This is a genomic window from Flagellimonas sediminis (assembly GCF_010500845.1).
GTDB classification, from domain to species: Bacteria; Bacteroidota; Bacteroidia; order Flavobacteriales; family Flavobacteriaceae; genus Flagellimonas; species Flagellimonas sediminis.
Window position 1 is genome coordinate 620,173 of sequence record NZ_JAAAMI010000001.1, and the last position, 25,103, is coordinate 645,275.

Genomic DNA, 25,103 nt, shown 5'->3' on the forward strand with positions numbered 1-25,103 from the left:
TTAGTATGAAAAAGATAATGGCATTACTATTGGTCCTTGTTGCTGCTTTTTCTTGCAAGCAGGCCAAAAAAGAAACCGCTGAGGCAGAACAGACCACAGTGGAAGAAGCAAAACCAGAGATAAAACTATATGCATTCAGCGGAGGAACCGTGAATGCCAACAAATTGGAGCTCTTTTCTCAGGATACCACCTATACCGGGCAATCCAAGGAATTTGCCGATGCATTTTACGTAATCGTGCATCCAAAGGGAACCTTGATGTGGGATGCCGGACTTCCCGAAAGCTTGGTGGGGATGGACGCACCCTACACGTCTCCGGATGGTGCCTTCACCGTTTCTAGAAAGGACTCCGTGGCGAACCAGTTGGCTACCATCGGGATGAAACCTAGTGATATTAATTATATCGCCTTGTCCCATACACATTTTGATCATGTTGGCCATGCCAATGTTTTTGCAGGATCAACGTGGTTGGTGCAGGAGAAAGAATATGATTTTGCGACCAGTGAGGAAAATCAAAAGAACAACGCGGACATCTATAATGCTATAAAAGATTTGACCAAGGTCAAGAAAATAGCGAACACCGATTATGATGTGTTTGGGGATGGCACTGTGGTGATGAAATTCATGCCGGGACATACGCCGGGCCACCAGGTCTTGTTTGTGGATTTGGCCGAATTCGGTCCATTGTTGCTTTCTGGCGACATGTACCATTTTTATGAAAACAGGGAATACCGTAGAGTGCCCATTTTTAATTACGATGTGGCCCAGACCAAGGCAAGCATGGCAGCTTTTGAAGCGTTTGCCGATGAAATGGGAGCAACGGTCTACTTACAACATTCAAAAGAGGATTTTGAAAAATTGCCCAAGGCACCTAACTACTTAAAATAATATTTGAAGAAGAACAGCATGTTAGAAATCAAGAATTTACACGCAAGCGTAGAAGATAAGGAAATCCTAAAAGGAATCGACCTAAAGGTGAATGCCGGAGAGGTGCACGCCATCATGGGACCAAACGGTTCAGGGAAAAGCACCTTGGCATCGGTAATCGCGGGCAAGGAAGAATTTGAGGTAGAAGAAGGTAATATCATGTTGGAAGGGGAGGACCTTGAGGACCTTGCTCCCGAAGAAAGGGCCCACAAAGGGATTTTTCTTTCGTTCCAATATCCTGTGGAGATTCCAGGGGTTTCGGTAACGAACTTTATCAAGACCGCCATCAACGAATCGCGCAAGGCAAGGGGCTTGGAAGAAATGCCCGCCAATGAGATGTTGAAGAAGATTCGTGAAAAATCCGAGTTGTTGGAGATCGACCGTAAATTTCTTTCCCGTTCTTTGAACGAAGGGTTCTCCGGAGGGGAGAAAAAACGTAACGAGATTTTTCAAATGGCTATGATGGAACCCAAATTGGCCATTTTGGATGAAACGGATTCCGGATTGGACATTGATGCCCTTCGCATTGTGGCCAACGGGGTGAACAAATTGCGCAACAAGGACAACGCAATTATCGTGATTACCCATTATCAGCGTTTGTTGGATTATATCGTTCCCGATTATGTACATGTTTTGTACAACGGAAAGATTGTGAAATCCGGTACCAAGGAATTGGCATTGGAGCTGGAGGAAAAAGGGTACGATTGGATCAAACAGGAAGCTACGGTTTAATAGATATAAGACTTCAGAAATCAGATGTCAGAAATCAGATGTCAGAAATCAGATGTCAGAAATCAGATGTCAGAAATCAGATATCAGAAATCAGATATCGGATACTGAAAACGGATTAGATATGGATTTAAAGGAAAAATTAATCTCATCATTCTTGGCTTTCGAGAACAATGTGGACTTGGACCACCCGGTTCACGAAGTACGTTCAGAGGCCATCAAGAACTTTGAAATCAAAGGGTTTCCTTCCAAGAAAGAGGAAGCATGGAAATATACATCCCTCAATAGCCTTCAAAAGGTAGATTTCAGCATTTTCCCAAAAGAGGAATCAACGTTGGAATACAAGGATGTGAAGAAATATTTCCTTCATGAGATTGACACTTACAAGATTGTTTTCGTGGACGGTGTATACAGTTCATACCTTTCAGAAACTACCCACGATGGGGTGGATGTCTGTTTGATGAGCTCCGCTTTCAGCAAGCCCATGTTCCGGCAGGTGATTGAGGTGTACTTTAACAAAGTGGCCTCCAAGGATGAGTCGTTGACCACCTTGAACACTGCCTTTTGTAAGGAAGGGGCCTACATTTACATTCCGAAGAACAAGATGCCCAAAAAGCCTATCCAAATCTTGCATTTGGCAACGGGAAATGAGGCCGCCCTTATGTTACAGCCCCGTAACTTGGTTGTTGTGGAGGACAATGCAGAGGTGCAGATCATAGAGCGTCATCAAAGCTTGACCGAAAATGAGGTGTTCACCAATTCGGTAACGGAGATCTATGCTGGCAAGGACGCTATTGTGGACTACTACAAGGTCCAGAACGATGCCCCGACCGCTTCGTTGGTGGATAACACCTATATTTCACAAAAGGACAACAGTGTGGTTCGGGTGCATACTTTCTCCTTTGGAGGGAAATTGATCCGTAACAACCTGAACTTTTACCAAAACGGCGAACGCATTGATTCTACCTTGAAAGGGGTGACCATCTTGGGAGACAAACAACATGTGGACCATCATACCTTGGTGCACCACAGACAACCCAATTGCGAAAGCCATCAGGATTACAAAGGGATTTTTGGGGATAGTTCCACCGGTGTCTTCAATGGAAAGATCATTGTGGACAAGATTGCCCAAAAGACGGATGCCTTTCAGCAGAACAACAATATTTTGTTGAGCGACAGAGCCACCATCAACTCAAAACCCCAGTTGGAAATCTTTGCGGACGATGTAAAATGTTCCCACGGATGTACCATAGGACAATTGGACGAGGACGCCCTATTCTATCTAAGATCTAGGGGGATTCCAAAGAAAGAGGCCACGGCCCTATTGATGTACGCCTTTGCCAATAATGTTCTGGCAAGTGTTCGTATTCCTGAGCTAAAAGCCCGAATCAATAAGATCATTGCCAATAAGTTGGGTGTAAGGGTTGGTTTCGATCTATAACGTAAGGTGTCATTTCGAGCCAAGCTCCTGATCAAGGGAAGGACGGGCGAGGAATCTCCTGACATTTAAGATTTTTCACTGCGTTCAAAATGACAGATAAAAGCATTTTAGCAAACAAATTTGATGTGGATGCCATCCGCAAGGATTTCCCGATCCTCAACCGAGAGGTAAATGGGCAGCATTTGGTGTATTTGGACAATGCCGCTACTTCCCAGACCCCTCAGCAGGTCATCGATGTGATCGTGGATTACTATCACAGGTACAATGCGAACATCCACCGCGGGGTGCATACGCTCTCACAAGAAGCTACAGATGCGTATGAAGTGGCAAGACAAAAAATCCAAAAACACTTTAATATTGCCCATTCCTATGAAGTGATCTTCACTTCGGGCACCACACATGGCATCAATTTGGTGGCTACAGGCTTTACCTCCTTTCTAAAGAAAGGGGATGAGATCATGGTCTCTGCCATGGAGCACCATTCCAATATTGTGCCTTGGCAAATGCTCTGTGAGCGTACCGGTGCCACATTGAAGGTGATTCCCATGAATTTGAATGGGGAATTGATCATGGAAGAATACCACAAGCTATTGAACGATAGAACGAAATTGGTTTTCTGTAACCATGTGTCCAACGCTTTGGGGACCGTCAATCCGATTGAAGAGATCATAGATGCGGCCCACAAAGTCGGTGCAGCCGTTTTGATCGACGGTGCACAGGCTGCGGCGCATATCAAACCCGATCTACAGGCACTTGATGTGGATTTTTATACCGTTTCGGCCCATAAAATGTGCGGTCCCACTGGGGTAGGCATTCTTTACGGGAAAGAGGAATGGCTCAACAAACTACCGCCTTATCAAGGTGGTGGTGAGATGATTGCCGAGGTTACCTTTGAAAAGACCACCTATGCTGATCTACCCCATAAATTTGAAGCAGGTACCCCCAATATTTGCGGCGGAATCGCTTTTGGTGCCGCTTTGGATTATATGAACCATATCGGTTTTGAAGCCATTGCCCAATATGAAGAAGAATTGATGCAGTATGCCACGGAACAGTTGCTCACCATAGAAGGGTTGCAGATTTATGGAACGGCCAAGCACAAAACTTCGGTGATTTCCTTCAATATCGATGGGGTTCATCCGTATGATATCGGGACTATTCTCGATAAATTGGGGATAGCCGTTAGAACAGGCCACCATTGTGCCCAACCCATCATGGATTTTTACAAGATACCAGGAACGGTCAGGGCCAGTTTTAGCTTCTACAATACCCAAGAAGAAGTGAATAAATTGGTGGAAGGAGTGAAAAGAGCCCGTAACATGCTCCTATAATCTTATTGATCTGTTTTTTTAACGGTTTCACTATAACGTTGTAGAAGAATAATTTTACACATATTGTAGTTCATCGATTTTTTTAACAAGAGCTTAATTTTTTGTTAAATTTTAATATCTTCAGGCCTCATTAACCTTAATTAAATGTTAAAATTTATGAAAAAAGTTTTTAAGTATCTCGCTGTAGGTGCCGTGCTATTTGCATCGTGTGAAAAAACAGAAACAACTGTGGAAACCGAACAAGCCCTTGAGCAGGAAGTGTTCGAATTATCAATGGACCAATGTGGTTCCATGGGGGTTTTGGAAGAAAAATTGGCCCAAGACCCTACCTTGGCCATCAGGATGCAGGCCGTTGAAGATCATACAAAAACTGCTTTAAAACAGGGAATGACCCAAAAACTGCTAGCGGATGGGTCCATTGAGATTCCAGTGGTCTTCCATATTATTTACAGAACACAGAGCGAAAACATTTCATTGTCCCAAATTCAGGATCAACTTGATGCATTGAATGAGGACTACAATCTGAATAACCCTGGAAGAGCAACGATTCCATCCGAATTTTCTGCTGTGGAAGCCGATATCAACATCACTTTTACACTTCAGGAAGTAATCAGGACTTATGACAGAAGGCGTTCATGGAGACCGGACGATTCCATGAAGTTTGTTTCTCCAGTGGTCAATCCTGAAGAATACCTCAACATTTGGGTCGTGAACAATATGCCTTATCGTGGCGGGAACATTTTGGGCTACGCCCAATTCCCAGGGGGTGATCGCGCTACCGATGGAGTGGTATTGGACTATAGGTTCACGGGAACTACCCAGTATTCAACAGGCAGGACCGCAAGTCATGAGGTGGGCCACTGGTTGAACCTAAGACACATTTGGGGTGATGGAGGCTGTGGGGCTTCCGATTTTGTGGATGACACCCCCGATTCTGATGGACCGAGTAGGGGATGCCCCGTATACCCAACGGTGAGCTGCGGAACCAACGACATGACCATGAACTTCATGGACTATTCCGATGACCCGTGCTTGAACATGTTCACCGAAGGTCAAAAAGAACGTATGTGGTCTGTTTTTGCTCCAGGAGGGTATCGTGCGGCAATGGCCGACTAAAAAACTATCGAATTAATTGAAAGGTACCGAAACTCGGTGCCTTTTTTTATTCTTACATTTAAGAACCATGAAAATAGGATATATAATTCTCGTCGTATTGACCCATCTTATGGGATGTGGTAATTCAAACCAAGGGATGAACACTATAGAAGCCGTACATTACGAAAGTTATGGGAGAAGGTCCACCTTTGTATTTAATATAGATCCGCAAAAGACAACAGTGAAAAAGACAGGTCTTGACGCTTATGAAATTGAAGGAAAAACCACGGAAGCGGATTGGAACGATATAGTGTCCTTGCTTTCCAAAATAGACATTCCCAATCTGGAAAATATTGAAATCCCTTCTACTTTGCATGCATCGGACCGGGCTCCATCCGGCCAATTGAGCATACAGGTGAACAACGGAACGTACAGTACCCAAACCTTTGATGACAATAATCCCCCGGAAAATCTTGTGAAATTGATTGATAGGATTTATGCCATATCCGACAAAATGGGTAGATAGACCATTGGGTTTTTGTTGTATGCTATAATGTTTCTCTATGGCCTACCAGTTGTTTGGGTAGAAGTATTGTGGTACTTTTACAATTGAATTTTTTGCTATGGATATTCAAGAAATACAAGAAGAAATAGTGGATGAATTCTCCATGTTCGATGATTGGATGCAGCGCTATGAATACATGATAGAACTTGGGAAGTCACTCCCTTTGATAGAAGAACAGTACAAAACGGATGACAATTTGATCAAGGGTTGTCAGAGCAAGGTGTGGGTCCATGCCGAGCTGGATGGCGACAGATTGGTGTTCACGGCGGATAGTGATGCCATCATTACAAAAGGCATCATAGCAATTCTCATTCGGGCTTTCAGTAATCAAAAACCAAAGGATATCATCGATGCCGACACCGCTTTTATTGATGAGATTGGATTGAAGGAGCATTTGTCGCCCACACGGGCCAATGGTTTGGTAAGTATGATCAAGCAGTTGAAATTGTACGCAGTGGCTTACCAAACACAATTAAACTAGAAAAAGATGAGCGAAGAAATCACCATAGATACCCAGGACCTGGGTGAAAAAATAGTAAGGGTCCTCAAGACCATTTATGACCCAGAGATACCTGTGGACATATACGAACTCGGGTTGATTTACGATGTATTTGTAAACGAGGACAATGATGTCAAAATTTTGATGACCCTGACCTCTCCCAACTGTCCGGTAGCTGAAAGTTTGCCTGTTGAAGTGGAGGAAAAGGTAAAATCCATTGACGATCTTAACGATGTGGAAGTGGAAATCACCTTTGATCCCCCTTGGACCCAGGAACTGATGAGCGAGGAGGCGAAATTGGAGCTTGGACTTTTGTAAAAGACCCTTATAAGTCCAAGAACAGATGACAATAAGACAAATTGATAGGATCATTGAAATGGCCTGGGAAGATAGAACCCCTTTTGAGGCCATAGAATATCAATTTGGATTGAAGGAAAATGATGTAAGGGAAGTGATGCGAAGCAACCTTAAGCGAGCATCATTCGAGTTATGGAGAAAGCGGGTCAAAGGGAGGAAAACAAAACATCAGAAAACATCCCCTGCCAGCAGGTTCAGGTCTCAGAATCAAAAACTATAGTTGGTTCCATTTTTGGTAGGAATGATATTATGGAAGAAGAAATCATAAACCGGATAGCGCAAAGCCAATTGGTCACCTTTGATCTTGAGGATTACTATGCTAAAGGGGAACGGAAGGTTTTGGACGTTTCGGAATGGCTTTACGAAGGCATGATTTTGCGCGAAAAGGAGTTCCGAACCCATGTGGATGCCCAAGATTGGACCAAGTACCAAGATGCTTATGTGTCCCTCACCTGTACCACGGATGCCATAATCCCAGGATGGGCTTTTATGCTGGTGGCATCACAATTGCAGCCGTATGCCAAAAAAGTGGTTGTAGGCAGCTTGGTAGATTTGGAAACTTCCCTGTACCAATCTATTTTGGAGAACTTGGATGTTTCAGCGTTCACGGATAAACCGGTAATCATTAAGGGATGTTCCCGCAAACCCGTTCCCGAAAACGCGTACATCCTGGCTATGATGAAAATTCAATCCGTGGCCAAAAGTGTGATGTATGGGGAGGCGTGTTCTTCTGTTCCTCTCTATAAGCAAAAGAATTAGTCAGACTTCTGATATCTTAAATTTTGGGTTGGAAAGCCATTGATTTACACGAACTTATTTTTGTCCTGTTTATTGGCTCTTGATTCGTTGGAAGCGAAAACAAAAAGCCCCGCATTGCTACAAGACCCTTTCATAGAGAGTGCTAAATTTATTTTACTAAACTGAACTGGCATTTGCACTGGTCAGTCCATCTGAAGAGTTCCAAGGACCCCCTTGTCCAATAATACCGAGATAGGGTCTCCATCGGTCACGGTAAAATAGTTCCCGGATTATTAGGTTATTTTGGATTGACCATTACGGTCAAACTGTATTTTATTTCATTATTTTTAGTTCAAAACCAACCATACATTACAGGCTAAAGGCGAACACAAAAGGTAATAAACATTGGAAATTCAACAGCATTTATTCCTCTTTTCCTCATTAATCGGATTTTTGATTGCCCTTGCGTTGTTGTCAAGGGTTTTCACATCAAAAAAAGGGGATTTCTTCATCGGCATTGTGGTGTTGATACTTGCAATTGAACTACTTTTTTCATGGGGCGCTCAATCGGGAATCAATAATAGTCCCAATATATTTCCATATTGGATGCTATTGAATTATCTGCTGATTCCACCCTGTATATGGTTATTCATCAAATATCAAACAGATGATAATTTCAGATTTCTACCTTGGCATTTATGGCTTTTTCTGCCTGCCTTGATTGCCTATGCATTGGATGTTTGGTCTAAAATGGCTTCCATTTCTTTGATCAACCATACATTGTGGATTTGGTTTTCCGAATATGTACCGCTACTCGGAACGATATTGGTACTTGGGCTATTTTGGGTCAAATATTATAAGTTGAACGTGTTTAAAAATTTCAAGGCCCAAAAAAAAAGCATGCTGACCCAATTTCGATTTCTAATGCTGATGTCAAGCCTTTCCTTTGTTTGCCTTGCATGGCTGTTATTTGAATTTATTGGGTTCAAGTATTATGAAATTATTGAATACACCTTTATCATTCTTTTTCTTGGTTTGGCCTTTTTCAATTTTCTTGAAAACCAAACCTTCCCACCATTGGCACTTGAAGAAAGAAACCGTGAGTTTCCAAACTATGATGATCAGGATAATTTGGTTCTGCTGCAAAGGACAATGCAGGAAAACAGGCCCTACCTAAATCCGAATTACCCATTAAAAGAATTGGCACTTGAACTAAACCTTCCTGCCAGATATGTCTCTTTCCTCATCAATCATTACCACCACAAAAACTATAAAGAGTACATCAATGCCTACAGGATTGATGCATTTTTGGAAAAAGTGAAGTCTGGGGAAAACAAAACCAAGACTTTCTTAGGTCTGGCAATGGAATGTGGATTCAGTTCAAAGTCAACCTTCAACCAAGTCTTTAAAAATCACATGGGCAAATCACCTTCAGAATACATTAACTGATAAGTGTTTTACCTAAATGTGTCCTATAACACGTTTTCACACTTCTGAAAACATGTTATGGGTCGATTGCCATTATCTTAAAGTATTTCTTTGGCCAAAAACTAATGATGAAGATTCTAATTTCCATTTATGCTTTCCTATTTGTGCTTAAAAGTCAGGCACAAGAGGCAGATCTAAACATCCATTTCCTCAAAAACATTGAATTCCTAGGATATATCATTGAGCTTGGGGACCCATCGGATAACGATCCCGATCATCCGATTTCAAAACTGATCCATCAATATCCGGAAAATGGCACCAAAAAATCACTAGAAGAGATTTTCGGCATGGGAGCCGATATAGATTACGGTGTTTTCATCTCATTAATGTATAATTTACCAGAATTCCCACTTGACCCAAACTATCTATTACCTGAAGAACAAGCTGCTAAATTGGGTTTTAAAACCGATGAGGAATTCAACTTTATCCGAAAACTGGTCCAAAAAGTGGATGCCTTTTACACTGAATCGCATTTTGAAACGATTTGGAATGATTTGAAACCCTACCGTGACTCTACTTTGATTCAAATAAAAGAATTCAATGAAATCCCATCAATTATCAAGGAAATAGAATCCTTTTACGGATCCTCTTTTACTCAATATGATATTGTACCAAGTTTGACCATTTGGTCAGGCCCTGGGTGGGGAGGAGCAAATGCTGAAGGAAATACGGCCCGATTCATTCTTGGACCCATAGAAAAGGATTATATTTTTAAAATGGAAGGTTTTCAAAGTCTTGCCGTCCATGAATTTGGACATGCATTTGCTGACCAGATAGTGCTTCAACATAATGCCGAGCTTAAAGAAACAGAAGCGTTGTTTCATCCTATAGAGACGGAAATGGGACCCCAAGGTTATTATAACTGGAAAACCTGTGTCATAGAGCATTTTGTAAGGGCCGGGGAAGTCATAATTTTGGAACAATTGAAGAATCAGTCCAGAAGCGAAGCTCTGTTGCAAGAATACAGAGATAATCGAAAGTTTATATATCTCGACTTCATTGTTCAAAAACTTAAGGAATATAGGGCAGCGAACAAGCTTGGTTACAAAAATTCGGTAAAGACTACTTTATTGGACCTTCATGATTCGTATTTGAAGGACTGATTATATCCGAGAAATAAATCTAAAAAGTATCATGGAATATCGTCATGCTGAACTTGTTTCAGCATCTCACTAATGATTGAAATTTTATGGCTTGATGAGACCCTGAAATGAATTCTGGGTGACGACTAAAACAGTATGATAGGAAGGAAGATCAACTTCACCAGCCTTTCCAGCCTTCGGGTTTCCCCATTAAAATGGAGGTTGATTTTAATGGATGCCATAGCGATCAGTTTTTGTAGAACTTGGTACTCTTGATACCGGCATAGTCCTGTACAACCAAAACATACAGTCCGGATGAAAGGGATGATACGTTGATAGACCCTTCCGTATTACCCCTTTTAATCACATTACCTGCTGTGGTTACAATGGAGTATTGGGCATCTTTGGACAATTCGGCCTCAACGTTCAAATAGTCAACGGCGGGGTTGGGGAACACGGAAATGTTCAGCTCTTGCGGATAGCTGAGGGGAGCATAGCTCATCATTTGCGTCTCCTCGCCGTTAAATTCAAATTCGATGGTCTCTGAAAATTCGGATACTGCATTTTCGGTACAGATGGAGCGGACACGGGCTTCGTATACCTTACCCATTTCCAAATTGGCCAGTTCAAAACTGCTGTCCCAAACAAATTCACTGGTCCAGTCGTCCGTATCAATACTTTTATATTGAACCTCAAAAAGGGTTTCTTCCGCTTCATTCCAAGCCATAGTGGAACTTTCTAGAGATGAAGACACCAATTCCAAATCGGATGGCGTTTCAATGGAACATTTGGATACCTGTGCGCCGGAAACGATCAAAGAAAAATCCTGGGTTGTGTTTTTCAAGTTTCCTTTATGGGTTACGGTAATAGTATAGGTTCCAGTGGCATTGCCAATTTCAATTCTTTCATAGGGATCCACTTTGTTATCCCCTTTTGTGGCAGCATCGTTGGCTTTGGTAGGATTCAGTTTCCAAGGCAGGTAAGTTTCTCCGTTTTTGGTAATCCTGATATCCAGATCATTGATCAAGGCGGCAGTGGTGTTGTTCAAATCCCCACGGTTCACATATTCCCCTTCAGGGTCTGTCCAAGAAATAGAAGCCATCAAAGGTTCGTTTCCGTTGGCCACCACTGTGATAGTGAAACTTTCTCCATTGGCAAGACTTTCTTCTTGGATCAAGCTGGTATATTCCTTATTTTGAAGCAATTCGGCAGCCGTTTTGGCATTCATTACTCCCCAACCCATTTTATAGTCAGGACCCTTGGCTCCCACGTCATCCGCAGTATGAAGGGCCAAACCCTTAAGGGTTGCCGCTTTCATATAGGTCCCGAACAATTCTTCATGGTACTGTTGCAACAACAAAAGGGATCCTGTAACACCAGGAGCGGCCATAGAAGTACCTGAAGATACTTGATAGCTACTGTTGGTCGCCGAACTGGTGGAAAGGATATTGGAACCATCCCCAGCCAAATCTGGCTTCACACGGCCATCATCCACAGGTCCAAAACTGCTATATCCCGCAACTGAAGCTTTTACCAGATTTCCTTTGCTGTCGATTTCCGTGTTTGCACCTGCGATGGTCAATCCGTTTTTGGTGGTAGTAAATCCAAGCAATAAATCGAACCCATCGGCGGTCTTACCAAAATTAGGGGAAGCGTTATCGTACGAATTTTGGGCATTTCCTGCAGCGGTCACCATTAAATAATATGGTGCATTGTACATGATCTTGTCCCAATCCTGTGTTACTTTGATGTAGGCCCCAAAATACCAATCCGGCACCCTGTCAGAAAGGATTCCGTAGGAATGGTTGCTCAACAACATGCCATTGGAGGCAGCTTCGGCCACTTCAATTTTATCACGGCTCCAATCGTAGGTCATGGCCTGTGCGCCATAGGCCACTCCTTGGGCATTTGCCTCTACTCCTGAGGAAATCAGATTTCCGGTAACCAAAGTGGAGTGAAGGCTAACTTCACTGGAACCATCCGCATTTTTGGCACGAGTATCAAATTCTTGATGGGTAGTCAGGGCGATACCGGCATCCCAAACACCCACTTCCATACCGCTACCTGTCAGTCCCAAATTCAAAAGACCATTATCATAAAGGGTATAGGCCCTAGAGGTTTGGGTGGATGGATCGTTCAATGTAGTATAGTACAATGGGGTTCCATCGGAACCGATAGCTTTCAACGCAATAGGGGAACCATCAATGGCTTTTTCGGAAATCCTGATTCCTTTTGAGGCCTTCAATTGGCTAATTTTTTGAGCTGTATTTTGATGTTCGGCCTCCAATTCAGAAATGAATGAAGCCATTTTACTTTGATTGTAGGTAGCCTTTATCTGTTCCTTGGCCTTTTGGGATTGACCCAAAACAGAACATATTCCCAAAACTGAAAATAAAATGGAGAAGATCGCTCCCTTTGCCCCGATAGGTAACTTGTAATCCATAGTTAAGTTAAGGTAAGATTTGGACTACGAATATATCAGGATATGTAGTATTCATCGATAAAAATCCTACTTTTTTCGACGAACTACATAGTGTTTTGCTGTAAGTTGTTGTGAAAATTAACTTTTATGTAGTGTATTCTTTTTCCTACTTATTTGTGTTCTTCCAAAACCACATAAACAGGAAAGTGATCACTATATCCCCCTAAATAGTTGGAGCCACCATAAGTGCGAAAAGGGTTGCCCTTGTATCTTCCTTTCCACTCCTTTAAAAATCTGGGAGAGAACACAGCCGCTTTAACAAAACTATGGGTGCCGGGTTCATAGTTCAAAAAACTGTGGGAAACCAGGATTTGATCAAAAAGGCTCCAAGCCCCTTTGTAATTGGCACTTCCTGATACGGGAGACAATAAGGATTTCATTGGATTGATGAACTGTTTGGTAGCCATCAAGGTTTGGATACTTTCCGAATTGGGATCATCGTTAAAATCGCCCATAACGATACAGTTCGGGAATTCCTCATCAATCTTTTCCAGCCTTTGAAGAATGGTTTCTGCCGCCTTTACCCGTTTGTAACTCGTTATTTCTGCTCCCTCTCGTCTTGACGGCCAGTGGTTCACAAAAACATGCACTTCTTCTTGGTGTAACTTCCCATGTACATACAAAATGTCCCGGGTCAAATCTCTGTCTCCATTAGTGTTCGCTACCATTAGAGGTAATGTTTCGGCATGGAACACCTGAAAATGGTCTTTGTGATAGATCAGTGCAGTATCAATGCCTCGTTCATCGGGGGAGTCAAAATGAACAAAGTCGTAGTTGATATCCCTTAGCTTTTTCGATTTTAGCAACGCCCTGATTACAGTTTTGTTCTCCACTTCTGCAATCCCGACCAATACAGGTGGAATATCGCTATCATCCAACCCAATTTTGGAAATCGTCTTGGAAATCTTACTTACCTTTTTCCTGAACTTGGACTCGGTCCATCGCCTAAAACCCTTAGGTGTAAAGTCATCATCCAAGGAATAGGGGTCGTCCGTGGTATCAAAAAAATTTTCGAGGTTGTAAAACGCTACCGTGTACTTGTCTTTGGAACTGTACAATTTGCTTTTGCCTTTAGAAGTTCATCCATTGCAAAGTACAAAATCGAATAGATTCCTTACTCCTTTTCCGGTTTAGGTTCTGTTGCCTTTCCTTTTATGCTTTCCCATCCATCAGGGGTTTCCCGTTTGGCATGGGGCAATTGGTTCGCATACAACAACGCATTGAACAAAGTTCGGTACGTGCCCATGGGTTGTCCTCGCCATTGCGGTTGAAACCCGAACAACAACACATGCCCTTTTCCATGTTTTACGTCCAAAGCTGCCGCATTCCCGTTCATGAAATTTTCTCCGACGAGGTAGCCTGACATTAATGGGGAACCTTGTGCCTGGTATTTGGCCAACACTTCTCCTTCAAAACCTTCCTCGGTACTGAAAACAGGGCTACTATACACAAATACATTGGCCTTGTCCATCATTCCTGCCATAACCGGATGACTTGGATTGGTTTCCACTTGCATGATGGAACCACCGGTAAAGAACTTGGCCCTGTCCACATGATCCACCACATTTTTAACTGGCAGGTGCAACGCCTGAATGGCAAAATCGGAGCTTCGGTTCAAGGTGACCAGTGTCCCTCCTTGTTTTACAAAAGTATTGAGGTTCCGGGCACCTAATTCTCCCAATCCTCCGGCATATTGAGGAGGTGCGGAACCTGGTTGCAGTCCATTTTCTATGGATCCAGGCCATTCGGATGCCATCACGATCACATCAAAACGTTCTTTTAGATTGTCCAACATAAAATCCGAATTGCGAAGTGAGGCATATCCAAAGCCAAAATTGTCCAGCAACCAACGGGTCCATCCCATATCCATACTGGCGGTCCAGGGTCGGTACACGCCAATCCGTGTTTTTACTTTGGATGAGCCCGAACCGGAACCTAAAACTCCGTTGATGGCATAGTCGTTTACCCATTGTTGCATTTTGCCTCGACTTACACCTTGAATTCCGTATTTTTTGGATTTGGCGTCATACACCACGGAGGATCCAGAGTTCATGGCTTCGGCAATGACCCTAAAGCTATTGTTTTCCGCTGGGTCCAGCCAAAGGGTACTGCCGCTACCGCGGAGTGTTCCAGGCAAGGGTTTGATGCCAGCAGCTACTTTATCCGTATCGAAACCTGCTCCGGGAGCAAAGTCAACCTTGCTCATATCCTTGTTTTCATCATCAGTGGTTTGCAAAGGCGTGCCTTCCACGGGTTTTAAGGCATTTCGGAAATCATCGGACAAAGGCACCATACCGGTGATTACATTCACTTCCATTTGAAAGGGGAGGGTCCAACCGGCAGCATCATAAGGTTGTTCCAATGGGCCATCAGGAGATTCCCTTAGATCGGGATATACCTGCACGTCCAAAACCTGACGGGTCATTTCGGCAAATTCCTGGTCCATGGGAATTACCCAAGTTCCTTTGGGATACGTCACCCCCGAATATTCCATCGGTTTTTCCAACTGTGAAATTTGAATCCCATTGAAGGCCAATCTTTTCAACAGTTCCACAGGCCGAACAGGATCCCGTTGCTTTTGGGGAACTATATAGGCAAACGGCGGCTCGTTCTTATATTTTTCTATGGTATTGATTCCAGACTGATACTTGTTGAAGAGTAGCATTTCCTTGTATTTCGCGGCATAATCCAACACCGCAACAGATGCTACTTGCATGTACTGCATGGCATCGGCCAACCGCCACCAACCGCCTTTCCATGGACTACTGTAAAGCGATTCAACCCGAAGATCGCGACGGTCTTTTGGAAAATCGCTCAACGTATAAAAATAAGGTGTGGCATATCGATACAGAGCCGTTTCCGTCCAAAACGATGGGATGTTCTGCATCATAGGCAAGTAATCGATATACCCAGGATACCAGGCATCAAAACCTTGACCCATATGAACTGCACCGGGCAAACCTTCCGATTCTAAATCCCGTGCCATGGCCATCCCGATCATGTTTACTTCCCTGGCCATTAACGGAGGTGTTTGCGGAGCTACCGGTTCGGCAAATGGTGGTAGCCAAATCCGTGTTGGGAACGGTGAGGATTGATGGTGTACATGGATGATATTAGGCTCCCATTCCCTCCAAGTGCGGCCTACCACACGCGATTCCAACATATTCAACATATAGGCGTCACGGTTGTTGTCATGCCCCACATATTTTTGATAAAGCCATGGTGTCCTGGCCGTTTCGTAAGGCGTTCCCACATTGCCCATATACCAATTGGAGATGATATCCTGCCCATCGGGGTTCAGGGACGGCCAAAGCACCAAGATTACATTGTCCAATATGGCTTTGAACTTTGGGGTATCCGCCTCACTTATAATTTGATGCGCCAAGGTGATAATGTGTTGCGCCCCGGCCACTTCCGAAGCATGAAGTCCACCACTAAGATCCACTATGGCCTTTCCTTCAGCAGCCAATTGTCTTGCCAGTTCCTTGGTTATCCCTTTGGGATGGGCCAAGGCTTTGGAGATTTCTTTGTAATGCTCTACTTTGTCCAAATTTGCTTTGGAGGAAATCAGTACATAATACCAAGTACGGCCTTCGGACGTTTTTCCGGTTTCACGCATTTCGACCAAATCACTGGCGGCATCCAGTTTTTTGAAATACTCGATGGACTGTTCATACGTGGCCAAATGAAAATCGGAACCTACTTTGAAACCAATGACCTCCTCCGGTTTCGGGATGGCTGTATTTTGGGCTTGAAGACCGCTAAAAATCAAGGTGAAAAATAGAAAAATCGTCAGGACGGGGGAAGAAAAACGACAGTTTCCTCCGCTTTGGGCAGAATCCATCTGGAGCATCATTTTGAGTTAGGTTGAATTAAGTCCTCAAGATAGGAAACAATGCGTTCAAATTATAGTGTTTTTCCGTGTTCACCACCCTTTAAAAGCCCAAGAACCAAAATCAGCTTCCAAAACATTGTGTAGATTTGTACTTTAATTCCTTTTGATGCTAGAAAAGAAGTCGATTGATTATGAAAAGGCGATACTCGTAGGGGTCATTACCCAAACACAGGATGAGACCAAAGTAAATGAGTATCTGGACGAACTGGAGTTTTTGACCTACACGGCGGGGGGCGAAGTGAAGAAACGCTTTGTGCAGCGAATTGACGTGCCCAATCCCAAGACCTATATCGGTAGCGGTAAGATGGAAGAGGTGGAACATTTCGTGAATGAAAACGAAATTGGTTCCGTCATTTTTGACGACGAATTGACCCCGGCGCAGCAGAAAAACATTGAAAAAATCCTGCGATGTAAGATCTTGGACAGGACCGGTCTTATCCTCGACATATTTGCCCAAAGGGCAGAGACCAGCTATGCCCGGACCCAAGTAGAACTGGCCCAATACGAATACCTTTTACCCAGATTGACGGGACTTTGGACGCACTTGGAGCGTCAACGTGGGGGTATCGGTATGCGTGGACCTGGGGAAACGGAAATTGAAACGGATAGAAGGATTGTTCGAGACCGTATTGCCCTTTTAAAAAAGAAACTGATGAAGATCGACCGCCAAATGGAGACCCAGCGTGGCAACCGTGGTGCCTTGGTGCGTGTGGCATTGGTCGGTTATACCAACGTGGGCAAGTCCACTTTGATGAACGTGATCAGTAAAAGTGAAGTGTTCGCCGAAAACAAGCTGTTTGCCACTTTGGACACTACGGTCAGGAAAGTCGTTATCGGCAATTTGCCCTTTCTGTTGAGTGATACGGTAGGATTCATCCGAAAGTTGCCTACCCAACTGGTGGAAAGTTTTAAAAGTACGTTGGATGAGGTCCGGGAAGCCGATTTGTTGTTGCACGTAGTGGATATTTCCCATCCCAATTTTGAGGAACACATCGCTTCGGTAAACCAAATTTTGGGTGAAATAGGCTGTGCCGAAAAGAAGACCATCATGGTCTTCAACAAAATAGACCAGTACCATCCTGAGACCATTGAAGAGGACGATTTGGTCACCGAACGCACCTCTGCCCATTTTACTTTGGAGGAATGGAAGAATACCTGGTTCAACAAGATTGGGGACAGGGCCCTTTTTATTTCCGCCTTGAACAAGGAAAATCTGGAAGAATTCCGAAAAAGGGTGTATGACGAAGTGAGGGACATCCATGTGACCCGATTCCCATACAACAACTTTCTATATCCAGAACATTTGGATGAACTTTAAATCTTAAAGATTAACCGCCCAATTTTTACGATGACTTGTCTTTTTGGATAAGCCTACCACAACTTTTAGCGAGTTCACAACAAAAGTTTAGGCAATAACTACATTAGGACTACTTTCATATTGTTTTTAAGTCATTTAGTGTCGACCCCACGATCTTCATTGATCTTAACCTACTTAGACCATGGTTTAAAACTTGAAAAATCATCTGATACCCCACAAAAAAGCCCTCAGAAACGAGGGCTTTTTTTTATTTTCCAATGTTCTTAGAACTTATAGCTTAACCCTAGGGTCCAATACGTTTGCAGTTCGTTGTCAATGGTGTCGAAAGTTGCAGTCGGATCAGGTGTTGGGGCACGGTTCACAATATAGTTCAGGGTCTCTTGTTTGTTGTTTCGCAGACCAAAATCAAAACCAACGCCTATCATCTTCCATAAAGTGTAGGAGAACGAGTTGGTCCAGGTCCAGTTGCTCAGATCACTGCTCTTGTAGCTCTGGAACATGGACAGGTTACTTTTAAAACTCACGGCACCGATTTGTTTGGTATAGTCCGCCACGATCTTGGCTCCCATGGAGGATTCGAAAATGGTATCCTCCTTACTGAACACAAAATTGTAGTTGAGCGGGTGGATTACCACGATCAAATCAGGAATCGGGGTCCACGTGGCACCCACACCAAGATCAAGATATCCAGGGTCGTTAAAATTGCTCAATAGGGTAGTCCTGTATTCTGTTAGGGCGGATATGGCCAAATGCTCACTCAATTTTCTACCGTACAAGGATGAAATATTGAAGACATCCGTTGCCTGACGGAAACTATCATCATCATTCGGATCGTCCTTGTCATCCAACTTTACCCAGGCCAAGTTCACGTTGGCGGCATTTCTCCAAAAGAATTTTTCTTCTTGAAGGTTGGCAAAGGCATTCACGGTAAACCCAATGTTCCCGGATGAGTTGTTCGGGATTCCTTGGGCAAACCAGTTATTGAATTGGGAAAGGCTTCCGCCAATGGTCCCAAATGCACCAATTTTCCAACCCGGAAGGGCATCCAGTTGGGCCTGCAGTGCATTTACGCGTCCTTGTATAGCGGCAATGGAATCTTTCTTGGGGGCGATCTGGGCCTTCAGTTCTTCCGCGGTCTGTGCCGAAGCGACTACCAGCACGAATGAGGCCATAGCGGTCAATAATAATTTTTTCATAGTATGGAGTTTACTGTTTAGACCTCAAAAGTAAGAAATGTCACATTTTTAATTCGATTTCTTTCAGCAAAGGAGGGTGTATTGGAAATCGCCCTCCATCCATCAATCCAAAAGGGGTATAGGTAAGATCTTCTCTTCCAATTCCATGTTAATAGTACATCTTGTTGTGCCTTAATATCAAAAATTCAGAAAAATGAAAATTAGAAAACTTTTATGGGGTGCCCTGGCCGTAACCGTATTATGGTCTTGTGACCCCAACGAGCCTGTATCAACCTATGTAAATACCGCCCCGGTGGTCAAGGACCACAGCTTCAGTGTCAAGGAAGACATTTCAGACACTCAGATTGTTGGCACTGTAACCGCCAAAGATGAGGTGGACCATGACAAAATCACCTTTAGCATCCGCTCCAATGATGATGACCTTTTCGAGATCTCGCCTTCGGGTAATTTGAGCTTGGCCCCAGGGAAACACCTCGATTTTGAGACTGCCGAAGAACATACCATTACCATTATGGCCCATGATGGCATTGTGGGACGCTATGCCAAAGTTACCATAGCCGTGGAAGATGTGGAGCCAGAACCGGATTCCCCTACCATTACCCTGAACAAGGAATCTCTGGAGCTCTATACCATGGATACCGAAACCCTAACGGCCACCGTGACCAATGCAGAAGGTCTTGAGATTGTCTGGACCTCGGACAATGAGGAAGTGGCCACCGTGGACGAAAACGGCACAGTAACCGCTTCGGGATCGGGCACCGCTAACATCACGGCCAAGTTAGGCAAGACCGCGACTACCTGTACCGTAAGCGTAATTCCCAATGTGTATGTCTCCAGTTTTATTATCAACGACTTGGGGTTTAAGGTAGCAACCCTATGGAAGAATGGAATTGCCCAGGAACTGTCCGATGGAACCAGCGATGCAGAAGCCAGATCAATCTTTGTGGACGGGGCCAATGTGTATGTTGCCGGATATGTTAAAAATGCCAACGACAAATATGTAGCCACCCTTTGGAAAAATGGGGTGGCCCAAGAACTTACAGGGCCTAATAGTTCTGCTGTTGCATGGGATGTATCCGTACAAGGTGATGATGTGTTCGTGGCAGGACAAACTTGGAATTACGATACTGGTTATTGGATGGTGGTTCTTTGGAAGAACGGGGTTCCCACTATTCTCACCGATGGGAGCAGCCATGCCGAAGCACTTTCCTTATTTGTTGATGGAGAAGATGTATATGTATCTGGATACATAAATAAAACAACCCATATTTTGGGTATGGTCTGGAAGAATGGATTTCCCATTGAGTTTCCCTTGGCCAATAAGAGCACTAGGATAAACTCGGTATATGTGGAAGGCTCCAATGTATATGGTGCCGGATTTATGTCGAATATCGGTGAAGAGGTATATGCGGCGACCCTTTGGAAAAATGGGGTGCTACAGGAACTGTCCAATGGAAGTAAAAATTGCAATGCAATCTCAGTGGTTGCAGATAGTTCCGATGTCTATGTATGTGGCTATCAAAGCAATGCCAGTGATACCCCTGTGGCCATGCTTTGGAAAAACGGAGTCCCCACCGAGCTTTGGGATGGGACCGTATATTCGATTGCAACCTCTTTGAATTTGGATGGAGAAGATGTTTACATAGCTGGGTATACACGACATTCCGATCAAGACTATGATTTTATCATATGGAAAAATGAGGTTCCCACCAAACTTGCAACCCATGTTTATGGTTATTTGAGAGATATTTTTGTCAAATAATCCCATCCATTTCCTTGTTTCCTATAAGGCCCTCAATTTATGGGGGCTTTTTTTATGGCCCATATATCCAATTTACCCATTTATCAAGTCACAATAGGCACACACCAATTGACCTCCACTTTTGGGTACATAATGTCCTTTCTTGTACCCTTAAAAACGGTAATCATGAAAAGAAAAGAAATATTTGCAAAAGTGCTGTTCTTGTTGACAGTATCCATTATTATTTGGTCATGTGGAAAGGATGATGATCCTGTGCCCCAAACCTCTCCACCGACCATCACTAATTTTGTGCCTGCCTCTGGGCCAGTAGGCTCCCAAGTTACCCTTAATGGAAATCATTTTAATGCTTCCCCCGCAGAGAACTTGGTAAAATTTGGCAATGTCATGGCAGAGGTTGCCATTGCTAGCAGTACAAAAATTATCGTTACGGTTCCTGAAGGGGCCATTTCAGGGAAAATAAGTGTAACCGTGGATGGGGAAACCGCCACAAGCGACTCAGACTTTACGGTTACCACTGCCATTACCCTCGATAAAAATTCGTTGAACCTGTTCACTTTGGACGAAGCGGTCTTGAATGCATCGGTAAGTGAAGCCAATTTGGCGATTACTTGGAGTTCCGATAATGAAAATGTGGCCACAGTGGATGAAAATGGCAACGTGACCGCCACTGGGTCGGGTACCGCTACCATCACAGCCGCTGTTGAAGGCGATGAAGCCATTTGTACCGTAACGGTGAATCCCAATGTGTATGTGGCAGGGTTCACGACCAACTCAGACAAGGTTTCTTCAGCTGCCTACTGGAAAAATGGTGAGGAGCAGCAACTAACACTGAATGCCAATTCATCTGCTGCAAGGGCCATTTTTGTGGATGGTTCGGATGTATACCTAACTGGAAGCACGGCGAATGATGATTTTATATACTTGCCCATAATTTGGAAGAATGGCAACACTGAAGACTTGGCCAGTGGACTTTTCAACTCCTTTCCATCATCTATATATATCGATGGACAAGATGTATTTGTGGCAGGGTATATCGATTCTGGGACGAGCACCATGGCGACCTTATGGACCAACGGAGGTTTTGAGGCTCTGACCGACGGCAGTGCCGATTCGGCAGCCCTTTCTGTATTTGTTTCTGGAGGGGATGTATATGTAGCAGGATATATTAATAATGCCAACGATCTGCCGGTAGTGACCCTTTGGAAAAATGGAGTCGTACAAAATTTAGCGGGCCAACTCCCAAGATCCGTTGCTAATTCAGTATATGTGGAAGGCAATGATGTGTATTTGGGAGGTAGTTACAAGAATGCAAACAACATTTCTGTAGCGGCTATTTGGAAAAATGGGGAGCTTCAAGAACTTTCCAATGGACTGAACCATACAGAGATCGTATCCTTGACCGTCCATAATGGGGATGTGTATGCCGCAGGGAACACGATCAACGCCAACGATCTTTCCGTAGCCACCCTATGGAAAAATACTACTTCCCAGCTCCTCGGTGATGGAACCACTTCATCAAGAGCCTTTAGCATCTATTTGGATGGTGTTGATATTTATGTTGCAGGGGACGTTAAAAATGCAAACAACATTAACGTTGCTACCATCTGGAAAAACAATTCGCCACAAGAACTATCCGATGGAACCAAAATTGCAGTGGCCCGTGGAATATTCGTAAAATAAATTGAAGTTCAAAACCCGCCTAAAGGGGCCCTGCAGTACTGCGGGGCTTTTTTTGTTCATGATTTCTGCAAGAGGCAAGTAATCAGAAGGTCATATACCAGTGATCAGATTCGGATACCGGTAGTCGGCGTCCGAGCTCAGATATATACAATGCTTAAGCGCCATTCTTATGGAAAGTAGTAGCTTAGCATTACACCCATCATACTTTTTTGATTTCTTCATCGGATAGTAAGTCTTCGTTGCGCATGCGCAAGAATACCTGCGCTGTGGTCACCACATCCAGTTCGCAATAGGTAATGACTCGATCTAGGTCATTCTCTTCGTAGAATACATCTTTTACCATACTGCCATCCATGTCTTCTTTGGGTGAAGGGATGCCCAGCACATGGGCCAAAAGCTTGAGGGAGGTATAATGCTTGAAATCCCCGAACTTCCAAAGTTCCATGGTGTCCAAATGGGGTACTTCCCAAGGTTTTTTTCCAAAAAGGTCCAATTTATAGGGCAAGTTGAGCCCGTTGATGACCATTCTCCGGGCAATGTAGGGGAAATCGAATTCCTTGCCGTTATGGGCACAGAGCAGGTGTTTGGTCTGGCTAAAATGGTCCTTGAGCAGTTGTTTGAATTGCCTCAGGATGTGGATTTCCTCCCCGTGGAAAGAGGTGACCCGAAAATTGCGCTGTTCCCCTTTCATGCTAAAATATCCCACCGAAATGCAAATAATTTTGCCGAACTCGGCCCAAATGCCCGCCCGTTCATAAAAATCCTCGGCAGTGATTTCGTCCTTACGTTGGTACTGCGATTTTTGTTCCCAAAGCGTTTGGGAAGTTTCATCCAAATCGGAAAAATGTTGTTTTTGGGGTACGGTCTCAATATCCAAAAAGAGGATATGCTCCAGGTTAAGTTTATAAAGCATGGCAAAAATTTAAAAAAGAGCGGTCTGCTTTGCAGGGCTCTCGTGTTCCAATAACCATTTTTTTCTATGCAGTCCGCCCGCATAGCCTGTGAGGTCTCCGTTGGTTCCGATTACGCGATGGCAGGGTACTACGATCCAAAGTGGATTTTTGCCATTGGCTGAGGCTACTGCACGAATGGCCTTTACATCGCCCAATCTTTTGGAAAGGTCTAAATAAGAAATGGTTTTTCCAAATGGAATTTCGAGCAGGGCATCCCAAACTCTCTTTTGGAACTCGGTGCCGGAAGGATTCAGTTTGAAGGTAAAATCAGTCCGGTTACCATCAAAATATTCCTTGAGTTGCGATATGGCGTCTGCTAAAACGACAGGAATTGTACCAATTGGTTTTTTATCATCTAAAACCGTGATGGATGTCACTCCATTTTCATCGCCTTTGAACTCTGCAATTCCGATAGGAGTTTGTAAATAAGCAGTTTCCATTACTCTACTTCACTTTCATCTTCAATGATTCCTAAACGCTGTGCGCGTTGGTGCCAGTTCTTTCTAGCCAAGGATTGAAGGTCTTCCACATTGTCACTTTCATCCATGATTTCCAGTCCGAGCAAGGTTTCAATGACATCTTCCATGGTAACCAATCCACTTACGGAACCGTACTCATCGACCACCAAGGAAACATGTTCACGTTGCTTTACAAACTTGTCAAAAAGTTCGGGAATGGGTTTGGTTCGGTTGGTCACCAGCATTTCCCTTTTCAATTCGGAAAGGGTTTTGGAACCTTTTTTATTGATGATGGCTTCCAACAGTTCATCTTTCAGAAAAAAGCCAGTAATGTTGTCCATCCGATCTTTGTAAAGTGGAATTCGCGAAAAGCGTAGGGGCCGGTTGGCATCAAAAAATTCTTTGATTGTCATGTCCTCTGAGGCAATTTTCATGACGGTTCTGGGAGTCATTACATCTTTGGCCAATATTTCATCAAACTTCAACAGGTTTTTGATGACCTTGGATTCCGATTCGTGGAACACACCTTCTTTGTGGGCTATGTCCGTCATTGCCGTAAAATCTTCCCTACTCAATACACTGCCGTGATGCCCTTTTTTACCAATCAGTTTAGTGAACAACTGTAATAGCCATAAAAGTCCGGTCCATTTTAGGAAAAAAACCATTATAGTCAAGGATTTGGCCGTAAAGTTTGCCAGTTGTTTCCAATAAGTGGCCCCAATGGTCTTTGGAATGATTTCGGAGGCCACTAGGATCAAAATCGTCATAAGGGTGGACACAATACCCACCATGAGATCTTCCGTGAGCCTGAAGCTCAAAATGGAACGTTCCGTGGTCCCATACATTTCCGCATAGGCAACCTTTGCCTGTACCCCGACCAAAATGGCACCCACGGTGTGGGCAACGGTGTTCAGGGTAAGGATGGCGATCAAGGGTTTGTCCACATCCTTTTTAAGAGATTCCAAAGTAGCTGCATATTCCTTGCCTTCCTGCTTTTTTAGATTGAGGAATGTTGGTGTGATACTCAACAATACCGCTTCCAGGATAGAGCAGAGAAAGGAGAAGAAAATGGAAATAAGGGCGTAAAATATTAGTAGTCCCATAGGCT

The 25,103-nt window shown here is 43.8% G+C and carries 22 protein-coding genes; 15 read left to right on the forward strand and 7 right to left on the reverse strand.

What is annotated here, in order from left to right; genetic code table 11:
- Positions 1-5: 5 nt before the first annotated feature.
- The 12 genes from GTK07_RS02715 to GTK07_RS02770 all read left to right on the forward strand — a co-directional run bounded on the left by GTK07_RS02715 (position 6) and on the right by GTK07_RS02770 (position 10,272).
- The gene (locus GTK07_RS02715; RefSeq protein ID WP_163632781.1) at positions 6-887 is read left to right on the forward strand and encodes an N-acyl homoserine lactonase family protein; all 882 of its coding nucleotides are present in this window, start codon (positions 6-8) and stop codon (positions 885-887) included.
- 18 nt (positions 888-905) lie between these two features.
- The gene (sufC, locus tag GTK07_RS02720) at positions 906-1,658 is read left to right on the forward strand and encodes a Fe-S cluster assembly ATPase SufC (protein ID WP_163632783.1); all 753 of its coding nucleotides are present in this window, start codon (positions 906-908) and stop codon (positions 1,656-1,658) included.
- A 121-nt stretch (positions 1,659-1,779) separates the two neighbouring features.
- Positions 1,780-3,096 carry a Fe-S cluster assembly protein SufD gene (sufD, locus tag GTK07_RS02725; protein WP_163632785.1) on the forward strand — a complete coding sequence of 439 codons (1,317 nt, stop codon included), beginning with the start codon at positions 1,780-1,782 and terminating at the stop codon, positions 3,094-3,096.
- Positions 3,097-3,185: 89 nt separating this feature from the next.
- Entirely contained in the window at positions 3,186-4,427 is a 1,242-nt protein-coding gene (locus tag GTK07_RS02730; RefSeq protein ID WP_163632787.1) for an aminotransferase class V-fold PLP-dependent enzyme, read from the forward strand.
- 156 nt (positions 4,428-4,583) lie between these two features.
- On the forward strand, positions 4,584-5,543 hold the full coding sequence (locus tag GTK07_RS02735; protein ID WP_163632789.1) for a zinc metalloprotease: 960 nt from the start codon (positions 4,584-4,586) through the stop codon (positions 5,541-5,543).
- A 136-nt stretch (positions 5,544-5,679) separates the two neighbouring features.
- A complete protein-coding gene (locus GTK07_RS02740) occupies positions 5,680-6,048 on the forward strand; it encodes a hypothetical protein (protein WP_163632791.1) in 369 nt (122 codons plus the stop codon).
- 97 nt (positions 6,049-6,145) lie between these two features.
- Positions 6,146-6,568 (forward strand): SufE family protein, encoded by a 423-nt coding sequence (locus GTK07_RS02745; RefSeq protein WP_163632793.1) that lies wholly within the window; start codon positions 6,146-6,148, stop codon positions 6,566-6,568.
- A 6-nt stretch (positions 6,569-6,574) separates the two neighbouring features.
- The gene (locus GTK07_RS02750; RefSeq protein ID WP_163632794.1) at positions 6,575-6,904 is read left to right on the forward strand and encodes an SUF system Fe-S cluster assembly protein; all 330 of its coding nucleotides are present in this window, start codon (positions 6,575-6,577) and stop codon (positions 6,902-6,904) included.
- A gap of 25 nt (positions 6,905-6,929) precedes the next feature.
- Positions 6,930-7,163: a TIGR03643 family protein gene (locus tag GTK07_RS02755; protein WP_163632796.1), complete on the forward strand. Its 234-nt coding sequence runs from the start codon at positions 6,930-6,932 to the stop codon at positions 7,161-7,163.
- A gap of 29 nt (positions 7,164-7,192) precedes the next feature.
- Entirely contained in the window at positions 7,193-7,702 is a 510-nt protein-coding gene (locus tag GTK07_RS02760) for a DUF2480 family protein (RefSeq protein WP_163632798.1), read from the forward strand.
- An 879-nt stretch (positions 7,703-8,581) separates the two neighbouring features.
- Complete coding sequence (locus tag GTK07_RS02765) at positions 8,582-9,130, forward strand: AraC family transcriptional regulator (protein WP_163632800.1); 549 nt, start codon at positions 8,582-8,584, stop codon at positions 9,128-9,130.
- A gap of 104 nt (positions 9,131-9,234) precedes the next feature.
- Entirely contained in the window at positions 9,235-10,272 is a 1,038-nt protein-coding gene (locus tag GTK07_RS02770) for a DUF4932 domain-containing protein (RefSeq protein WP_163632802.1), read from the forward strand.
- Between the two features lie 226 nt (positions 10,273-10,498).
- On the opposite strand, the gene GTK07_RS02775 is transcribed toward GTK07_RS02770, so the two are convergent.
- The 3 genes from GTK07_RS02775 to GTK07_RS02785 all read right to left on the reverse strand — a co-directional run bounded on the left by GTK07_RS02775 (position 10,499) and on the right by GTK07_RS02785 (position 16,577).
- The gene (locus GTK07_RS02775; protein WP_163632804.1) at positions 10,499-12,694 is read right to left on the reverse strand and encodes a S8 family serine peptidase; all 2,196 of its coding nucleotides are present in this window, start codon (positions 12,692-12,694) and stop codon (positions 10,499-10,501) included.
- Positions 12,695-12,843: 149 nt separating this feature from the next.
- The gene (locus tag GTK07_RS02780; RefSeq protein ID WP_163632806.1) at positions 12,844-13,791 is read right to left on the reverse strand and encodes an endonuclease/exonuclease/phosphatase family protein; all 948 of its coding nucleotides are present in this window, start codon (positions 13,789-13,791) and stop codon (positions 12,844-12,846) included.
- Between the two features lie 56 nt (positions 13,792-13,847).
- Positions 13,848-16,577, reverse strand: coding sequence for a M14 family metallopeptidase (locus GTK07_RS02785; RefSeq protein WP_203583704.1), 2,730 nt, complete (start codon positions 16,575-16,577; stop codon positions 13,848-13,850).
- Between the two features lie 157 nt (positions 16,578-16,734).
- On the opposite strand from GTK07_RS02785, the gene hflX reads away from it, so the two are divergent.
- A complete protein-coding gene (gene hflX, locus GTK07_RS02790) occupies positions 16,735-17,946 on the forward strand; it encodes a GTPase HflX (RefSeq protein ID WP_163632810.1) in 1,212 nt (403 codons plus the stop codon).
- A gap of 263 nt (positions 17,947-18,209) precedes the next feature.
- Here hflX and GTK07_RS02795 read toward each other — a convergent pair whose 3' ends face one another.
- Positions 18,210-19,142 carry a DUF3078 domain-containing protein gene (locus tag GTK07_RS02795; RefSeq protein ID WP_163632812.1) on the reverse strand — a complete coding sequence of 311 codons (933 nt, stop codon included), beginning with the start codon at positions 19,140-19,142 and terminating at the stop codon, positions 18,210-18,212.
- Between the two features lie 193 nt (positions 19,143-19,335).
- On the opposite strand from GTK07_RS02795, the gene GTK07_RS02800 reads away from it, so the two are divergent.
- Both GTK07_RS02800 and GTK07_RS02805 read left to right on the forward strand, forming a co-directional pair.
- A complete protein-coding gene (locus GTK07_RS02800) occupies positions 19,336-20,904 on the forward strand; it encodes an Ig-like domain-containing protein (protein WP_163632814.1) in 1,569 nt (522 codons plus the stop codon).
- 165 nt (positions 20,905-21,069) lie between these two features.
- A complete protein-coding gene (locus tag GTK07_RS02805) occupies positions 21,070-22,584 on the forward strand; it encodes an IPT/TIG domain-containing protein (protein WP_163632816.1) in 1,515 nt (504 codons plus the stop codon).
- Between the two features lie 199 nt (positions 22,585-22,783).
- Here the strand turns inward: GTK07_RS02805 and GTK07_RS02810 are convergent, their stop codons facing one another.
- The 3 genes from GTK07_RS02810 to GTK07_RS02820 are packed head-to-tail and all read right to left on the reverse strand — an operon-like array spanning position 22,784 to position 25,098.
- Complete coding sequence (locus GTK07_RS02810) at positions 22,784-23,497, reverse strand: 3'-5' exonuclease (protein ID WP_163632818.1); 714 nt, start codon at positions 23,495-23,497, stop codon at positions 22,784-22,786.
- A 9-nt stretch (positions 23,498-23,506) separates the two neighbouring features.
- Positions 23,507-23,977 carry a methylated-DNA--[protein]-cysteine S-methyltransferase gene (locus tag GTK07_RS02815; protein WP_163632820.1) on the reverse strand — a complete coding sequence of 157 codons (471 nt, stop codon included), beginning with the start codon at positions 23,975-23,977 and terminating at the stop codon, positions 23,507-23,509.
- Positions 23,977-25,098 (reverse strand): CNNM domain-containing protein, encoded by a 1,122-nt coding sequence (locus tag GTK07_RS02820; protein WP_163632822.1) that lies wholly within the window; start codon positions 25,096-25,098, stop codon positions 23,977-23,979. Before GTK07_RS02820 ends, GTK07_RS02815 begins: the two co-directional genes overlap by 1 nt.
- Positions 25,099-25,103 lie beyond the last annotated feature (5 nt).

Bases quoted from the DNA above. Each gene is read 5' to 3' on its own strand.
- GTK07_RS02715 (WP_163632781.1), top strand. From the start codon at position 6: ATGAAAAAGATAATGGCATTACTATTGGTCCTTGTTGCTGCTTTTTCT.
- sufC (WP_163632783.1), top strand. From the start codon at position 906: ATGTTAGAAATCAAGAATTTACACGCAAGCGTAGAAGATAAGGAAATC.
- sufD (WP_163632785.1), top strand. From the start codon at position 1,780: ATGGATTTAAAGGAAAAATTAATCTCATCATTCTTGGCTTTCGAGAAC.
- GTK07_RS02730 (WP_163632787.1), top strand. From the start codon at position 3,186: ATGACAGATAAAAGCATTTTAGCAAACAAATTTGATGTGGATGCCATC.
- GTK07_RS02735 (WP_163632789.1), top strand. From the start codon at position 4,584: ATGAAAAAAGTTTTTAAGTATCTCGCTGTAGGTGCCGTGCTATTTGCA.
- GTK07_RS02740 (WP_163632791.1), top strand. From the start codon at position 5,680: ATGAACACTATAGAAGCCGTACATTACGAAAGTTATGGGAGAAGGTCC.
- GTK07_RS02745 (WP_163632793.1), top strand. From the start codon at position 6,146: ATGGATATTCAAGAAATACAAGAAGAAATAGTGGATGAATTCTCCATG.
- GTK07_RS02750 (WP_163632794.1), top strand. From the start codon at position 6,575: ATGAGCGAAGAAATCACCATAGATACCCAGGACCTGGGTGAAAAAATA.
- GTK07_RS02755 (WP_163632796.1), top strand. From the start codon at position 6,930: ATGACAATAAGACAAATTGATAGGATCATTGAAATGGCCTGGGAAGAT.
- GTK07_RS02760 (WP_163632798.1), top strand. From the start codon at position 7,193: ATGGAAGAAGAAATCATAAACCGGATAGCGCAAAGCCAATTGGTCACC.
- GTK07_RS02765 (WP_163632800.1), top strand. From the start codon at position 8,582: ATGCTGACCCAATTTCGATTTCTAATGCTGATGTCAAGCCTTTCCTTT.
- GTK07_RS02770 (WP_163632802.1), top strand. From the start codon at position 9,235: ATGATGAAGATTCTAATTTCCATTTATGCTTTCCTATTTGTGCTTAAA.
- GTK07_RS02775 (WP_163632804.1), bottom strand. From the start codon at position 12,694: ATGGATTACAAGTTACCTATCGGGGCAAAGGGAGCGATCTTCTCCATT.
- GTK07_RS02785 (WP_203583704.1), bottom strand. From the start codon at position 16,577: ATGGATTCTGCCCAAAGCGGAGGAAACTGTCGTTTTTCTTCCCCCGTC.
- hflX (WP_163632810.1), top strand. From the start codon at position 16,735: ATGCTAGAAAAGAAGTCGATTGATTATGAAAAGGCGATACTCGTAGGG.
- GTK07_RS02795 (WP_163632812.1), bottom strand. From the start codon at position 19,142: ATGAAAAAATTATTATTGACCGCTATGGCCTCATTCGTGCTGGTAGTC.
- GTK07_RS02800 (WP_163632814.1), top strand. From the start codon at position 19,336: ATGAAAATTAGAAAACTTTTATGGGGTGCCCTGGCCGTAACCGTATTA.
- GTK07_RS02805 (WP_163632816.1), top strand. From the start codon at position 21,070: ATGAAAAGAAAAGAAATATTTGCAAAAGTGCTGTTCTTGTTGACAGTA.
- GTK07_RS02810 (WP_163632818.1), bottom strand. From the start codon at position 23,497: ATGCTTTATAAACTTAACCTGGAGCATATCCTCTTTTTGGATATTGAG.
- GTK07_RS02815 (WP_163632820.1), bottom strand. From the start codon at position 23,977: ATGGAAACTGCTTATTTACAAACTCCTATCGGAATTGCAGAGTTCAAA.
- GTK07_RS02820 (WP_163632822.1), bottom strand. From the start codon at position 25,098: ATGGGACTACTAATATTTTACGCCCTTATTTCCATTTTCTTCTCCTTT.